Origin of the sequence: Streptomyces sp. KPB2 (assembly GCF_003950055.1) — a bacterium.
GTDB lineage: Bacteria > Actinomycetota > Actinomycetes > Streptomycetales > Streptomycetaceae > Streptomyces > Streptomyces salinarius.
The window spans coordinates 699,425-714,784 of the sequence record NZ_CP034353.1; the positions used below are offsets into that span (position 1 = coordinate 699,425).

Below are 15,360 nucleotides of genomic sequence, written 5' to 3' on the forward strand. Positions count from 1 at the left end.
GTGAGTCGAATGCGGTTCGGACGCGGTGGCGCCGGTACCTCGTGCGGGAGCAGGCCGTTGTGGACCGGCCTGCCCATGACGGACCCCGGGTGTGGGTAGTGCCCTGTGCCGCCGCCCGTCCGCTCCAGATTAACCAAATGAGCGGGGGTGCGCTCTATGGGGCTCGAAACATGGGAGAACCATTGCCCTTCGACCCGTGCGCAGTTGACCCAAGTCTGACCCGATTCCTCCGGCTCCGCACCGCGCGCAACTCACCCGTTCGGCCTACATGGACGCCCACACCTTCGAATGCCGGCGGGCGGCGGGACGGCAGTTAAGTTGCCGTTGGCTGCTTCGCAAGCTCGTCATGGTCTGCTGCCCGTCGGCAACGGCTGTCTCGTGGGAGGACCGGGGCATGGAACTGCGCAGCGTCGAGGAGCTGATGGACCTGCTGTACGCCTGCCGGGCCGAGCGGCCCGCCGCCGGCCCCGGCGGCGGGCCCGCCGATCCGCACGGGCACGCGCTGCGGACGGCCGCGCTGCTGCGCCGGCGCCACCCGGCCGACAAGGAACTCCAGGTGGCCGGACTGGTGTCGCCCGTGGGCCGGCTGCTGTGGCCGGGCGACGCGCCGGCCCGGACCGCCGACGCGGTACGGCCGCTGCTCGGCGCGCGCGTCGCCCGCCTGGTGGCCCGCCGGGCCCACCCCGGCGCCGGGGCCCACGACGACGACCTGGTCAGTCTGCGTCAGGCGGACGACGAGGCCCGCACCGCCGACTTCGACGCCGGGGTCCTGGAGGACTGGCGTACGGTACTGGAGCTGACGGCGGCACGGAACGCGCGGCTGGGCCTCGTGGACTGAGGCCCCGTCACCACTTGCCGGGCGCGTAGTCCTTGAGGAAGACGCCGTACAGGTCCTCACCCGCCTCGCCCCGTACGACGGGGTCGTAGACGCGGGCGGCGCCGTCGATCAGGTCGAGCGGGGCGTGGAAGCCGGCCTCGGCCAGGCGCAGCTTGTCGTAGTGCGGACGCTCGTCGGTGATCCAGCCGGTGTCGACGGAGGTCATCAGGATCCGGTCGGTGTCGAACATCTCCTGGGCGCTGGTCCGGGTCACCATGTTCATGGCCGCCTTGGCGGCGTTGGTGTTGGGGTGACCGGCACCCTTGTAGCCGCGCGCGAACACGCCCTCCATCGCCGAGACGTTGACGACGTAGGCGCGTCCCGACGACGCCTTGCGCGCGGCCTCGGCCATGGACGCGCGCAGCGCGCTGATGAGGATGAACGGCGACGTGTAGTTGCACAGCTGGGTCTCCAGCAGTTCCACCGGCGAGATCTGCTCGATGGTCTGGACCCAGGTGTTGGAGTCGACGACGTCGGGGACCAGGCCGCCCGCGTCGATGGCGGTGCCCTCGCGGTGCCGGACGACGCTGGCGTTGCCGGCGACCAGGGCGAGGTCGGCCACCTTCTGCGCGTCGAGGCCCGAGGCGCCCAGCGGCAGCGCCGCCAGGCCGTCCACCGCGCCGGAGTTGAAGGCGCCGATGACGTGGTGGGCGGGGAGTTCACCGGCGGGCAGCGGGGCGCTCTCGCCCTCGACCAGCGCCGCGTACGCGGACGGGAGACGCCGCACGGTCTGGGTGGCGTTGTTGATCAGGATGTCGAGCGGTCCCTGCTCCGCGACCTGCTCGGCGAGAGCGACGGCCTGGGCGGGGTCGCGCAGGTCGATGCCGACGACCTCCAGGCGGTGCATCCAGTCGGCGGAGTCGTCCATCGCCTTGAAGCGGCGGATGGCGTCCTTGGGGAAACGGGTGGTGATCGTGGTGTGCGCGCCGTCGCGCAGCAGCCTGAGCGCGATGTACATGCCGATCTTGGCGCGGCCGCCGGTGAGCAGCGCGCGCTTGCCGGTCAGGTCGGCGCGGGCGTCGCGGCGGGCCCGGTTCTCGGCGGCGCAGTCCTGGCAGAGCTGGTGGTAGAAGTAGTCGACCTCGACGTAGCGCTGCTTGCAGATGTAGCAGGAGCGGGGGCGCTGGAGTATCCCGGCGATCGTGCCCTCCTCGGTGCGGGAGGAGGGCAGCAGGCCTTCGGTCTCGTCGTCGATGCGCTCGGCGGAGCCGGTGGCGGTGGCCTCGGTGACCGCCTTGTCGTGGGCGGTCTTGGCGGCGCGGCGCTCCTGGCGGCGGCGCTGCTTGACCATGCGGTAGATGTGCGAGGTGGCCCGGCGGACCGTGATCGCGTCGGGGTGGTCGACGTCCAGCTCGTCGAGTTCCCTGAGCACGTCGAGGCAGACGGCGAGCCGTTCGGGGTCGATGCCGGGGCCGTGCGCGGAGGCGGCCACCTCGTCCGTGGTCGCCGAGCCGTCCTGTGTCACCGTCATCGCCGTTGCCGTTCCCTGGTCACCGTTGCGGCGCTCCGGGAGGCGACCGCTGTCGAACAGCGGATTTTATTCAGCGCGCGGCGCGGATCCAAACCCGACGGGGTCAGGGACGGCAGGCCGTGAGCAAGGTCTCCACCTCTTCGGTCACCGCGAGCGCGAACCGGTCGAGGTCCGGCACCGCCTTCCCGTCGGCGACCAGGCCGAAGTGCACCTGCCCGCGGTACGTCGAGACGGCCACCGCGAGGGAGTGGCCGCGGGCCAGCGGCGCCAGCGGATAGACCTCGGTGAGCGGGTGTCCGCCGAGCCGCAGCCCGAGGCTGGGCAGGGGCACGCTGGTGACCAGGATGTCGAACCAGAGCCGGGCGGCCCCCGACACCAGCGGCCCGCCGAGCCGGTGGCCGAGCGCCGGCACGTGGTCGGCGAGCAGGGCGACGGCTCCGGCGCCGCGGCCGGGGCCGGCGTCCTTGTTGCGGTCCATGGCGGCGCGGACCGTACCGAGGCGGGAGAGCGGGTCGGGGTCGCCGACGGGTAGCCGCATCAGGTATCCGGAGAGCCGGTTGCCCTGGGGGTGGGCGGTGCGCGGGCGGCGCTTGGAGACGGGGATGAGCGCCCGGGGCGCGACGCCCTCGCTGCCGTCGCCGCGCTCGTCCAGCCAGCGGCGCAGGGCGCCGGCGACGACCGCGATCAGCACGTCGTTGACGGTGCCGCCGGTGGTCTTGCGGACGTGGTGCACGTCGTCGAGGTCGACGGCCGCGCCCGCGATCCGGCGGGTGCCGGAGGACTCGGCGGTGAGCGCGGGCGAGGAGCGCACGTCGAGGGTGGACAGCGCCGCGGCGGCACCGATGTCGAGCGCGCGCCCCGCGTCGGACAGGGCGTCGCGCAACCGGTCGGGCAGCGCGCGCACGTCCGGCACGAGTCCGCGCCGCGGCGGCTCGGGGCGGGGCCGGGGCGCGGGCAGGTCCATCGGGTCGAGGACCCCGGCGGCGAGGGTCAGGGCGCGCAGGCCGTCGGCCAGGGCGTGGTGGAACTTGAAGAGCACGGCGAAGGTCCCGCCGTCCGCGCCCGGCAGCACGTGTGCCTCCCACGGCGGCCGGCCGCGCTCCAGCGGACGTTCCATGAGGCGTCCCGCCCGGGCGTGGAAGTCCGTGGCCGGGGCGTGCAGCCGCACGTGGTCGAGCGGGTCGAAGCGGGGGTCGGGCTCGCGGGTGGCGCCGCCGAACGCGAACGGCCGCCGCAGGGCCAGCGGCGGCTGCCAGGTGTCCCGGATCCTCATCCGCAGTCCGGGGACCGCGGGGGCGCGGGCCGCGAGCAGGTCCGCGGCGTGGGCGCCCGCGGTGGGCGAGTCGGCCTCGAAGACGCCGAGCGCGCCCAGGTGCATGGGGTGCTCGGCGGACTCGATGTTCCAGAACGCCAGGTCGAGGGGAGCGAGCGGATCGGGAGTCAAGGGCTTGCCTCGCAAGGACGACGCGTGGGCGGCGAATGGACAACGGGTGGACAAGCAGTCAATCGCTCTCCGACGATTACGGTCAAGTACGATCAAGCTACGCACAGTTAACAGGAGATTAAAGTCCCGCCCCTCGGGACAGGGGCGGGACTGCTGTGACTCATGGGGCGTCTGTGCTCACCTCACCTCACGTCAGCGGCGGCGGCACCGCCTCGGGCGAGGTTCCCCACCCGGACGGCTGCGGGCCGACCGTGAACGCGAGCGACCGCACGGACCGCAGGGCGTCCGTCGTCAGCCACGTCCGGGCGTAGGGCGCGCCGTCGGTGCGGGCCGACTGGACGTACCGGTCGGTGTCCGAGGTGCCGGGCGCGGTGATCGTCAGGGCGCCGCGCGGGTAGTAGCGGCGGTCGAGGGTGAGGTCGACGCGGTCGAAGACCGGGGTGGACAGGCCCCAGGTGTCGTATCCGGGCTGGATCGGGAAGATCCCGATCGAGGACAGGACGTTCCAGGCGGACATGGTCCCGAGGTCGTCGTTTCCGGTCATGCCGGTCGGCGTGTCCGTGAACAGGGTGAGTGCCGCGTGCACCACGTCGGTCGTCTTCCAGGGCTGCCCGGTCGACAGGTAGGTGTAGGGGGCGATGAGGTCGGGCTCGTTCTGCGGGTTGTACTTGTCGGCGTTGTAGTAGTCGTACGGCCCGTTCACCCACACCTCGCGGGCGGTCTTCGCCGGGTCGGCGAGGAGCCGGTCGTAGGCGAAGAAGGAGTCGAGCCGCGCGTTCGCCGCCTCGGTCCCGCCGATGAGGTCGATCATGCCGGGCAGGTCCTGCGGCACGAGCCACTGGTACTGCCAGGACGTGCCCTCGTGGAAGCCCTCGCTCTGCGCCGGGTCGGCCGGTCCGGTGAAGGCGCCCTCGGCGTCACGGGCGCGGAAGAAGCCGGTCGAGGGGTCGAAGACGTTGCGGTAGCTCTGGGCACGCTCGGCGTACCGCTTCGCGTCCGCCTCGTGGCCGAGGTCGCGGGCCATGCGGGAGAGCATGGCGTCGGACAGGGCGTACTCCAGGGTGGCGGAAGCGCCGTGGTCGTAGTCGGAGTCGCCCGGCTTGGCGTGCGGGCGGCCCTTGACGTACGGCGCGAATCCGTCGGCGAGGTACTCGCGGTTGGCCTCCCGCCCGACGGCCGGCGAGTCGGTGGGCGGGACGCCGTCGGCGTTCTTCTTCAGCGCCCGGTAGGCCCGCTCCTCCCAGCCGTGCAGCAGACCCTGCTGGTAGGCGTTGGTGAGGAAGGGGGTCACCGGGTCGCCCGTCATGATGTTGGTCTCGACGGTGCCGTAGCCCCACTTGGGCAGCCAGCCGCTCTCCTCGTCGATCTTGATGACGGAGATGGCCATGTCGCGGGCCTCGCGGGGCGCGAGCAGGGCGAGGAGCTGGGACTGGGTGCGGTAGGTGTCCCACAGGGACCAGTTCTGGTAGTACGTGAAGCCCTTGGCGCGGTGGATCCGCTGGTCCCAGCCGGTGTAGCGGCCGTCGACGTCGCTGCCGATGTTCGGCGCGAGGAAGGACCGGTACAGGGACGAGTAGAAGGTGCGGCGCAGGGTGTCGTCGCCGCCCCGGACCCGGACGTCCTCCAGCCGCTTCTCCCAGGTGCGGTCGGCACCCCGGCGCACGGCGTCGAAGGAGCGCCCGCCCTCGGCGCGCAGGTTGAGCGCGGCGCCGCGCGCGTCCACGTAGGACAGCGCGGTGGTGGCCTCGACGGTGCGGTCCTTCGTGGTGTCGAAGCGGACGTAGGCGCCGTCGCCGCCGGTCTTCGCGCCAGCGGTCACGGTGCCGTCGTCCCAGGTGCCGTAGGAGGCGAAGGGACGGTCGAAGCGGGTGATCGTGTAGACGGTGTACGGCTTCGTGTCCTGGCAGAAGCCGCTGCCGGTGATCGCGGTGCGCACGGTGCGGCTGTCCAGGACCTCGACCTCGGTCGAGATGTTCTTGTGCAGCGACTGGCCGGCGTTGAGCAGGACGTTGGCCTTGTCGGTGGCCGGGAAGGTGTAGCGCTGCACGCCGGTGCGCTCGGTGGCGGTCAGTTCCGCCTCGACGCCGGAGTCGAGGCCGACCCGGTAGTAGCCGGGGCCCGCCTCCTCGTCGTCGTGGCTGAAGGAGGCGGCGTACTTCGCGTAGTCGGTCTCGGTGACGTCGCCGGTGGTCGGCAGCACCGGCAGGTCGCCGCCGAGCCCGCAGCCGACGCCGGAGAGGTGGACCAGGGAGAAGCCGCGGATGCGGGTGTCGGAGTGGTCGTAGCCGGTGTTGTGGCCGGTGTCCGGCGAGAACTGCACCATGCCGAAGGGCACGGCGGCGCCGGGGTAGGTGTTGCCCTCGTTCTCGGTTCCGATGAACGGGTTCACGAGGTCGGTCAGGTTCTGGTCGGTCGTCGGGGCGGCCTGCGCCGCCGGGGCGGTGAGCAGCGCGGACGCTGCCACCACCCCGGCCACGCACAGCCGCAGACGCCGGGTGGCTCTCATGTGCGGGTGACCTCCGGAAGGTCTGCGGTGTCGTGCGGTTGTTCTTCTGGTGGGCGCGGGTGATCAGGCGGTGCAGCCCGCCGGGACGGGCTGGGACGCGTCGTGGATGAGCGCCTCGTGGGCGGACCTCACCCGCTCGACGTCCGGCTTGAGCACCTTGCGGTCGTACGTCGTCAGGCCGTTCAGCTCGCCTTCGACGTCCGAGATCTGGGTGTAGACGGCGCCGTTGCCGCCCCGGCAGACCAGGGCGCGCACCTCGTCGAGCTTGGTGAGGTAGTCGTCCGTGTACGTCTGCGGGTCCACGTCCACGTACGACTGCTGCACGGACCAGGCGTGTCCGGGCACCGCGAGGCCGAGGCCGCCGTACTCGCCGGAGACCAGGGCGCGTTCGCCGTCCGGGGCTGGCGGCAGGGCGGGGCTCGGGTAGCCGTGCTCGTCCATGATGTCGCCGGCGCCGCCGTCGGCCCCGAGGTTCAGGCCCGACTGGTTGTTGACGAGCCGGGTCGGGTCCCAGGCCTTGGCCTGCTCGGCGACGCGGCCGATGTCGTACTGGCCCCAGCCCTCGTTGAAGGTGACCCACATGATGATCGACGGGTGGCTGACGTGTTCGTCGATCATCTCCTTCATCTCCCGCTCGTACTCGGCGCGGGCGGCCGTGGACGGGTTCTTCCCGGCGGTCATCGCGGGCATGTCCTGCCACACCAGCAGGCCCAGCCGGTCGGCCCAGTAGAACCAGCGGTCGGGCTCGACCTTGATGTGCTTGCGCACCGAGTTGAAGCCGAGCTGCTTGTGCAGCTTCAGGTCGTACGCGAGGGCCTCGTCGGTGGGCGCGGTGTGCAGTCCGTCGGGCCAGAAGCCCTGGTCGAGGGTGGCCATCAGGAAGGTCGGTTTCCCGTTGAGCATGGTGCGCGGGACGCCGTTGACCTTCTCGACGGCGATGGAGCGCATGCCGAAGTAGCTGTCGACCCGGTCGTGTCCCACGGTGACCTTCAGGTCGTACAGGAACGGGTCGTCCGGCGACCACAGGTGCGGGTCGCGGATCTTCAGCGTCAGCGGCTCACCGGTGCGGCCGCTCACCGTGGCGACCTTGCGGTGCCCGGCGTACGCCGTGGCCTTGACGCGTACGCCGTCGCGCACGCCCTTCGGCTCGACGGTCAGGGTGCTCGCCGCGCCGTCGACGTGCGGGGTGAGCTTCAGGGAGTCCACATGGTCCCGGGCGACCGGTTCCATCCAGACGGTCTGCCAGATGCCGGAGCTGGGTGTGTACCAGATGCCGCTCGGGTCCAGGCGCTGCTTGCCGAGCGGCGGGTTCTCGCCGTTGGCCGCGTCGGTCGGGTCGTAGACGCCGACGATCAGCTCCTGGGTGCGGCCGGGCTTGAGGGCGTCGGTGACGTCGGCGCTGAACTTGTCGTAACCGCCCTTGTGGTCGGCGACCTTGACGCCGTTGACGTACACCTCGGACTGCCAGTCGACGGCGCCGAAGTTCAGCTTGAGCCGCTGGGAGGAGCCGATGTGCCAGTCGCGGGGCACGGTGAAGGTACGCCGGTACCACATGCGGTCCTCGTGCCGCTGGATGCCGGAGAGCTGGGACTCCACCGGGTACGGGACGAGGATGCGCTCCTTGAGGTTCTTGCCGACCGGCGGCTGCTCGCCCGCCTCGGCGGCGGCGAACTGCCAGCGGCCGTTGAGGTTCTGCCAGTCGTCGCGGGCCAGCTGCGGGCGCGGGTACTCCGGCAGGGCGTTGTCCGGCCCGACCTCGTCGGCCCAGTCGGTGCTCAGCTCGTAGGTGGACTTGTTGCCACCGCTGCTCCAGAAGGCGTTGACAACGTTGCCTTCCGTGTCGGTGAGGCCGCCTTCGCCGTCGTAGCGGACGTCGGCGGTGCCGGGGGCGTCGCCGTCCTTGTTGCCGACGACGGGCTGGTCCAGGGCGACGAGCAGGGCGCTCGGGTCGGCGGGGTCCAGCTTCGTCTCGCCGAGCGGCCACGTGGCGCCGCCGATCACCGCTTCGAGGTGGTCGGTGAGGCCGGCCGGGGGCGCGGCCAGCGGGCTCGCGAAGTCGAGCTTGAGGGTGCGGCCGGTGGACTGGACGGTGGTCGCCGTCGCGCCGTTGTAGTCGAAGCCGTCGGGCAGGCGGAACGCCGACTGCGGGATCGCCTCCTTGCTGCCGCCGGGCTCGGTCCAGCGCAGGTGGAGGTTGGAGCCGCCGTAGTGCTCGAAGTACTCCAGCTTGATGTCGTAGGACTGACCGGCCGTCAGCTCGATGGGCTGGGCGGTCTGTTCGCGGTCCCAGTCGTCGACCCAGTGGTCGATGGCGAGCTGTCCGCCGATCCAGAGGCGGAAGCCGTTGTCGCCGATGATCGAGAAGGTGTGGGCTCCGGTCTTCTCCGGGACGAGCTTGCCGGTCCAGCGGACGCTCACGTCGTCCGACTGCCCGGTGGCGAAGGCGAGTCGCGGCTCCAGGGTGTCGAAGTCGAGCCGCGGGTCGAAGCCGGTGGCCCTGAGCTCGTGGAAGTCGAAGGCGCCGGGGGCGGACTGGGTGTAGTACTCGCCCTTCAGGCCGTGGATCTCCGCGGTGCCGTCGGTGTCGGCCGCGGCCGGGACGGCGGCCAGGCCCGCGACGCCGAGCGCGGCGGCCAGCAACAGGGCGAGTCTGTCTCTGAGTCGTTTGGTGCGCACTGACCCTCTCCTCGAGAACGGGTGGTGGCTGATGGCTCAGGACATCGATGTCATACATCGATGTAACTGCGGATGTGCAGTGGCATGACAACACGGATTCCGCTTGGCGTCCAGGGACATGACAACGCTGACAACGCCCCGGACGGTCCGTCCGTCACGGCACCCGCTGCCCCTTGCCCAGTGCGATCACGCCCCCCTTGGAGACGGTGTACAGCTCCCCGTCCCGCTGCGGGTTGACGCCGATCGTCGCACCCGGCGGCACCTCCACGTTCTTGTCCAGCACCGCCCCGCGCACCACCGCACCCCGGCCGATGTGCACGTTGTCGTGCAGTACCGAGCCCTGCACGACCGCGCCCGGGTCGACCACCACGCCCGGGGAGAGCACGGACCGGGTGACCTGACCCCGGATCAGGCAGCCCGCGCTGATGATCGACTCGCTGGCGATGCCGCCGGCGTTGAAGCGCGCCGGCGAGAGCTGGGTGGAGTGGGTGTAGATCGGCCAGTCCCGGTTGTAGAGGTTGAAGGCGGGCCGCTCGGCGATCAGGTCCATGTGCGCGTCGTAGTAGGCGTCCAGCGTGCCCACGTCCCGCCAGTAGCCCTGGTCCCGGGAGGTCTCCCCCGGCACGTGGTTGGCGCTGAAGTCGTACAGCGCTGCCTCGCCCCGGTCGGTGAGCCGGGGCAGGATCGAACCGCCCATGTCGTGCACGGAGTTCTCGTCCTCGGCGTCCCGGTGCAGGGCCTCGACGAGGGCCTTGGTGGTGAAGACGTAGTTGCCCATCGAGGCGAAGACGCACCCGGGGTCGTCGGCGAGACCGGGAGGGTCGGCCGGCTTCTCCAGGAAGCCGGTGACGGTCTGCCCGTCGGAGCCGGGCGTGATCACGCCGAAGGACGGCGACTCGGCGCGCGGGACCCGTATCCCCGCGACGGTCACGCCCGCTCCGGACTCGATGTGCTGGGCGAGCATCTGGCGCGGGTCCATCCGGTACACGTGGTCGGCGCCGAAGACGGCGACGTACTCGGGCTGTTCGTCGTGCACCAGGTTCAGGGACTGCAGGATGGCGTCGGCGCTGCCGAGGAACCAGCGCGGGCCGAGGCGCTGCTGGGCGGGGACGGGGGTGACGTAGTTGCCGAGCAGGCTGGACATCCGCCAGGTGGTGGTGATGTGCCGGTCCAGGGAGTGCGACTTGTACTGGGTGAGCACGCAGATCCGCAGGATGTCCCCGTTGACCAGGTTGGACAGCACGAAGTCGACGAGCCGGTAGGTTCCGCCGAAGGTGACCGCGGGTTTGGCGCGGTCCGCGGTCAGGGGCATCAGGCGTTTGCCCTCTCCGCCCGCCAGCACGATGCCGAGCACCGAAGGACCTCCACGACGCATGGCCGCTCCCCTCACCGTCGTTCACCCTCGGCCGCCCCGGGCGGGACGGCTCAAGCCCGCTTGAGGATCTCCTCGTAGAGCCGGACCGTGCGGCGCGCGACCGCGTCCCAGCCGAACTCCTCCACCGCGCGCGTCCGGCCCGCCTCGCCCATCCGCCGGGCGGCCGCCGGGTCGCCGAGCACGGAGTCCAGTGCGCGCGCGAGACCCGCCTCGAAGTCGTCGTCCGCGCCGTCCTCCCGCGGTACGAGTACCCCCGTCTCGCCGTCGGCCACGACCTCGGGGATCCCGCCCACCCGGGAGGCCACCACGGGAGTGCCGCAGGCCATCGCCTCCAGGTTGACGATGCCGAGGGGCTCGTACACGGAGGGACAGACGAAGACGGCGGCGTGCGTCAGGAGCTGGATCACCTCCGGGCGCGGCAGCATGCGCGGGATCCAGTGCACGCCCTCACGGGCACGGCCCAGTTCGGCGAAGAGGTCGCGGAACTCCTGGTCGATCCCGGGGGTGTCCGGGGCGCCCGCGCACAGCACGACCTGCGCGGCCGGGTCGATGCCCCGCACCGCGCGCAGCAGGTGGGGCACGCCCTTCTGGCGGGTGATGCGCCCGACGAACAGGACGTACGGGCGGGAGCGGTCCAGGCCGATCCGGTCCAGTGCGTCGGTGTCGGGGTCCGGCCGGTAGAGCCGGGTGTCGATGCCGTTGTGCACGACGTGGACGCGGGAGGCGTCGAGGGCCGGGTAGCAGTCGAGGATGTCCTCGCGCATGGCGCCGGAGACGGCGATCACCGCGTCGGCCGCCTCGAACGCGGTGCGCTCGGCCCAGCCGGACAGCGCGTAACCGCCGCCGAGTTGCTCGGCCTTCCAGGGGCGCAGGGGCTCCAGGGAATGGGCGGTCATCACGTGCGGGACGCCGTACAGGAGCTTGGCGAGGTGACCGCCGAGGTTGGCGTACCAGGTGTGGGAGTGCACCAGGTCCCGCCCTTCGAGGGCGGCGGCCATCGCGAGATCCACGGAGAAGGTGCGCAGCGCGTCGTTGCCGCCGTCCAGCGCGGACCAGGGGCGGTGCCGCACGACGCCGTCGGTGCGCCCCTCGCCCCAGCTGTGCACGTCCAGGTCGACGAGGCGGGCGAGCTCCCGGGCGAGGAACTCGACGTGGACTCCGGCGCCGCCGTAGACGTCCGGCGGGAACTCACGGGTCAGCAGTCCCACGCGCACCCGGAACCTCCCGTCTCGGCGGCTGGTTCCCTCATGGTCACCCAGAGCGGGCGCCTGGGGAAGAGCGCGGGAGCCCCGGGGGACGGGAGAAGCAGCAGTCCCCGCAGACCCCGGCTCCGGGCACCCGGTAGTAGAGGCAGCAGCTGCGGCGCCGGAACGAGATGTCCGGGGCAGCGGCGAGGGCCCCGGTCGCGGCCAGCAGGGGGTGCGCGAACAGGTCGGCGGTCAGCGACCGGGCGCGGGTCGCGGTGTCCGTACGGCCGTGGCGGCGGGCCCAGCGGTCCAGTTCGCGTCCGGCGCCGGCCAGGGCGGAGGCCGCGTTGCCCCACAGCAGACCGGCCGCCACGCCGTACCGGGTGCGCACGGCGGCGGTCAGGGGCGCCAGGTGGGCGGTGAGCACGACGTCCGCGACGGTGGCGGCGTCCCCCGGCAGCGGGTGCACCTCGGTGAGCCACAGGTCGTCGGGGGCGGTGGCGTCGGAATCCCAGCACAGCAGGCGCGGGTCGAGGCCGGGGACGGCGCCGTAGAGGGCGGCGCAGGCCAGCGTCACCGACCACAGGCGGGCAGCCAGTCCCTGGTGGGCCACGGAGGCGGCGACGCGGGTCTCCGCGGTGCCGAGGGCGGCGGCGACCTTCCGGACCCGGAAGTCCAGCGGGTCGGCCTCGACCGGGACACCGGCCTCCGGCACCCCGTCCCCGGGTCCGGCCGCGGTTCCGTCCCCGAGTGCGTGGGCGGGTGCGAGTGCGTTGCCGTGGCCGAGCGCGTAGGCGTGCGCGAGGGGTGCGGCGGCGGCCGGCCGCCGGGGCGGCGACGGCGGCCGCGACGTGCGCAGGACGGAGAAGCCGCCGAGCGGGCGGAGGGCCGAGAGGCCGGGATCGAGGCCGAGGTCGAGGTCCACGGGGAGCAGTAGTATCAGGGCCCTTGGGGGGGCTGGGCCAGGGGTCGGGGTCGGAAGTCGCCCACCCTGGGGAGGACGGCGACGCCTTCGTACTCCATCGGCAGTAGGACCCAAAGAATGCTCAGGGACGACGACGGGAAGACCCTGAGACGGCATCGTGTTGTTCATGGATGACGACAGTTCGCCGCGCCGGGCCCAGCGCCCCCGCCTCACGCAGAGGAGCAGCCGATGAGCGCCCTCGCGTTGTCCGTGCTCCTGTCGCTCGTCTCCGCCGTGGCGTACGCGGGCGGGGCGATCGTGCAGGAGCAGGTCGCGGCGTCGTCACCGGGTGCCCAGTACGCTCCGCTGCGCCGCCCCGGCTGGTGGGCGGCGGTCGGCCTCAACGGCCTCGGCGGTCTGCTGCACGTCGTCGCCCTCGCGCTGGGTCCGCTGAGTCTGGTGCAGCCGCTGGGAGCGCTCACCATCGTGTTCGCGCTGCCCATGGCGGCGATCTTCGTGGGCCGCAGGGCCGGTGCGACCGCCTGGCGGGGCGCGCTGATGGCCACGGTCGGTCTCGCCGGTCTGCTGTCCCTGGTCGGGGCCTCCGACGCGCAGTCGCTCGACACGGCACAGCGGGTCGGGGCGGCGCTGGTCACCGGCGGTGCGGTCGTGGCGCTGATGATCGCCGGCCGGGCCGCGCACCGGCATCCGGCGGTCCGCAGCATCCTGCTGGCGACCGCGTCCGGCATCGCCTTCGGCATGTCCTCGGTCTTCACCAAGACGGTCGCGGTCGACTGGACCGGCGGGGTGTCCGCCGCCGACCTGCCGTCGCTGGCCGTGATCGGCGTACTCGCCACCGCCGGCATGGTGCTCTCGCAGGCCTCCTACCGCGGCGCCGGACTCGCCGCCCCGCTGGCCACGCTGACGGTCGTGAACCCGGTGGTGGCCGCCGTGGTCGGCATCACGATGTTCGGCGAGACGTTCCGCTACGGCACGACCGGCACGGCGCTCGCCCTGAGCTGCGGTGTGGTGGCCGCCGGCGGGCTGATCATGCTGACGACGGAGCGGATCGCGCGCGAGGGCACCGGCGCCGGCAGGGCCGCGGCCCCGGTCGCGGACCCCTCGGGGACCGAGGACTCTCTGGGGACCGAGGACTCCTTGGGGACCGAGGGCTCCTTGGGGGCCGAGGTCCCTGCGGGACTCGTGGCGGCCGGAGCGGCAGCGGTCGGGGCCGTGACGCCCGGGCCGGCGCCGGCCGCGTCGGTGCGGGCGGCCCGGGCGCCGGCCAAGGTCCTCGTGCCCTCCCCGGCGGCATCGCCGGTTCCGGACACCGCACCCGCGGCGGAGGCGTACGACGCCCGGATTCCGGTGGAGAGCGCGGACACGACGCTCTCCTACGGCCCCTTCTACGGCGGTCCGTTCGTCCCGCCGCCCATACTCGGCCGCCGGCGGGTCCGGATCAGATCCTGACACCGCCGGCCCGGAGGTACGCCACCGGGTCGACGTCCGAACCGAAGCCGGGCCCGGTCCGCACCTCGAAGTGCAGATGCGGGCCCGTGACGTTGCCCGTGGAGCCGGAGCGGCCGAGGCGCTGACCGACGCCCACCGACTGACCGGCCTTCACGGAGATCGCCGAGAGGTGCGCGTACTGGGAGTAGCGGCCGTCGCCGTGCCTGACCACCACCTGGTAGCCGTACGAACCGCCCCACCCCGCGCTGACGACCCGGCCCGCCGCGACCGACTTGACGGAGGTGCCGGTCGGGACCGGGAAGTCGACGCCGGTGTGATAGCCCTTGGACCAGGAAGAACCCGCCTTGTGATACGGCGTGCCGGTGGCGGCGTCGACCGGGGCCACGACGGCTCGGTGGGTGGGGGCCTTGCCGGCCTCGGTCCTGCCGCTGTCGGGGGACGACTTCTTCGGCGCCTTCTGCTGCTCCTGCCGCTTCGGCTGCTTCTGCTCTTTCTGCTGCTGCTTCTCCTGCTTCCGCTGCTTCTCCTGCTCGGCCTGCTTTCCGGGCTGGGCGCGGGATGTCTTGGTGGCCCCCTCGCCGCGCAGTGACAGCCGCTGGCCGGGCAGGATCAGGTCGGGGTCGGATCCGATCGCGCCGCGGTTGGCCTGGTACAGGCGCTGCCAGCCGCCCCGGACCTCGTGGGCGTCGGCGATGCCGGAGAGGGTGTCGCCGGTGACCACCGTGTACATACGGGCCTTCCCCGCCCGGGACTGCGGTGTGGTCTGCGGCTGGACGTCCTTGACCGGGTCGGCCTTCTTCCCGGCTCCGGCCGCGGGCTTGCCGGCGGACTCCCCGCGTGACTTCTCCGCCCCCGCTCCCCCGGCCGGCCGGAGGTCGGGCGAGCCGCCGCCGCGGGTCAGTCCGGCGCGCTGCGAGCACACCGGCCAGGCACCGGGGCCCTGCACGTCCAGCACCGTCTCGGCGACGGCGATCTGCTGTTCCCTGGTGGCGAGGTCGGCGCGGGGCGCGTACCGGGTGCCGCCGAAGGCCTCCCAGGTGGACTGGGTGAACTGCAGCCCGCCGTAGTAGCCGTTGCCGGTGTTGACGTCCCAGTCGTCGGTGGACTCGCAGGCGGCGACCTTGTCCCAGGTCGCCGCGTCGGCCGCGTGGGCCGTGCCGGTACCGACCAGGGGGAGGGCCAGCCCCGCGCCCCCCGCGGTGACGGTCAGTGAAGCGCGGTTGATCCTGTTCGGCTGATACCGGCGGTGCCGGCCGCGTACGGCCATGGAGGTCCCCCTCGACATTGCGTCAGGAGCGGCAAAAGTAAGCGCCGCGAACAGGCCATGACAAGACGGCAACCGGCCGGTTGGCGCCCCGAGTGGCCGGGATCGGGCGGCCGTTGGCCGGACGAGGTGTCCGTCCGCTGAGGCACCGGCGCCCTCCCCGCCGTACTGGAGTCCTGGAAGCAC

At 72.4% G+C, this 15,360-nt stretch carries 10 protein-coding genes; 2 read left to right on the forward strand and 8 right to left on the reverse strand.

What is annotated here, in order from left to right:
• Positions 1 to 394 precede the first annotated feature (394 nt).
• The gene (locus tag D1J63_RS03220; RefSeq protein ID WP_125627632.1) at positions 395 to 838 is read left to right on the forward strand and encodes a hypothetical protein; all 444 of its coding nucleotides are present in this window, start codon (positions 395 to 397) and stop codon (positions 836 to 838) included.
• A 7-nt stretch (positions 839 to 845) separates the two neighbouring features.
• Here the strand turns inward: D1J63_RS03220 and D1J63_RS03225 are convergent, their stop codons facing one another.
• From D1J63_RS03225 to D1J63_RS03255, 7 genes are all read right to left on the reverse strand, one after another.
• A complete protein-coding gene (locus D1J63_RS03225; protein ID WP_125627633.1) occupies positions 846 to 2,348 on the reverse strand; it encodes an SDR family NAD(P)-dependent oxidoreductase in 1,503 nt (500 codons plus the stop codon).
• Positions 2,349 to 2,451: 103 nt separating this feature from the next.
• The gene (locus tag D1J63_RS03230) at positions 2,452 to 3,792 is read right to left on the reverse strand and encodes a wax ester/triacylglycerol synthase family O-acyltransferase (protein ID WP_125627634.1); all 1,341 of its coding nucleotides are present in this window, start codon (positions 3,790 to 3,792) and stop codon (positions 2,452 to 2,454) included.
• Positions 3,793 to 3,979: 187 nt separating this feature from the next.
• Positions 3,980 to 6,298 (reverse strand): GH92 family glycosyl hydrolase, encoded by a 2,319-nt coding sequence (locus D1J63_RS03235; RefSeq protein WP_125627635.1) that lies wholly within the window; start codon positions 6,296 to 6,298, stop codon positions 3,980 to 3,982.
• A gap of 63 nt (positions 6,299 to 6,361) precedes the next feature.
• Entirely contained in the window at positions 6,362 to 8,974 is a 2,613-nt protein-coding gene (locus tag D1J63_RS03240) for a PA14 domain-containing protein (protein WP_125627636.1), read from the reverse strand.
• 154 nt (positions 8,975 to 9,128) lie between these two features.
• The gene (gene glgC, locus D1J63_RS03245; RefSeq protein WP_102927469.1) at positions 9,129 to 10,349 is read right to left on the reverse strand and encodes a glucose-1-phosphate adenylyltransferase; all 1,221 of its coding nucleotides are present in this window, start codon (positions 10,347 to 10,349) and stop codon (positions 9,129 to 9,131) included.
• 50 nt (positions 10,350 to 10,399) lie between these two features.
• Positions 10,400 to 11,563, reverse strand: coding sequence for a glycogen synthase (glgA, locus tag D1J63_RS03250; RefSeq protein WP_125627637.1), 1,164 nt, complete (start codon positions 11,561 to 11,563; stop codon positions 10,400 to 10,402).
• Between the two features lie 37 nt (positions 11,564 to 11,600).
• The gene (locus tag D1J63_RS03255; RefSeq protein ID WP_241235499.1) at positions 11,601 to 12,461 is read right to left on the reverse strand and encodes a (2Fe-2S)-binding protein; all 861 of its coding nucleotides are present in this window, start codon (positions 12,459 to 12,461) and stop codon (positions 11,601 to 11,603) included.
• A 228-nt stretch (positions 12,462 to 12,689) separates the two neighbouring features.
• Here D1J63_RS03255 and D1J63_RS03260 point away from each other — a divergent pair, with 228 nt between their 5' ends.
• Positions 12,690 to 13,910, forward strand: coding sequence for a DMT family transporter (locus tag D1J63_RS03260; protein WP_125627638.1), 1,221 nt, complete (start codon positions 12,690 to 12,692; stop codon positions 13,908 to 13,910).
• Here the strand turns inward: D1J63_RS03260 and D1J63_RS03265 are convergent.
• Positions 13,900 to 15,177 (reverse strand): transglycosylase family protein, encoded by a 1,278-nt coding sequence (locus D1J63_RS03265; RefSeq protein WP_125627639.1) that lies wholly within the window; start codon positions 15,175 to 15,177, stop codon positions 13,900 to 13,902. The genes D1J63_RS03260 and D1J63_RS03265 overlap by 11 nt on opposite strands.
• Positions 15,178 to 15,360 lie beyond the last annotated feature (183 nt).

Coding starts and splice junctions, on each gene's coding strand:
- D1J63_RS03220 (WP_125627632.1), top strand. CDS start 395: ATGGAACTGCGCAGCGTCGAGGAGCTGATGGACCTGCTGTACGCCTGC.
- D1J63_RS03225 (WP_125627633.1), bottom strand. CDS start 2,348: ATGACGGTGACACAGGACGGCTCGGCGACCACGGACGAGGTGGCCGCC.
- D1J63_RS03235 (WP_125627635.1), bottom strand. CDS start 6,298: ATGAGAGCCACCCGGCGTCTGCGGCTGTGCGTGGCCGGGGTGGTGGCA.
- glgC (WP_102927469.1), bottom strand. CDS start 10,349: ATGCGTCGTGGAGGTCCTTCGGTGCTCGGCATCGTGCTGGCGGGCGGA.
- D1J63_RS03260 (WP_125627638.1), top strand. CDS start 12,690: ATGAGCGCCCTCGCGTTGTCCGTGCTCCTGTCGCTCGTCTCCGCCGTG.
- D1J63_RS03265 (WP_125627639.1), bottom strand. CDS start 15,177: ATGGCCGTACGCGGCCGGCACCGCCGGTATCAGCCGAACAGGATCAAC.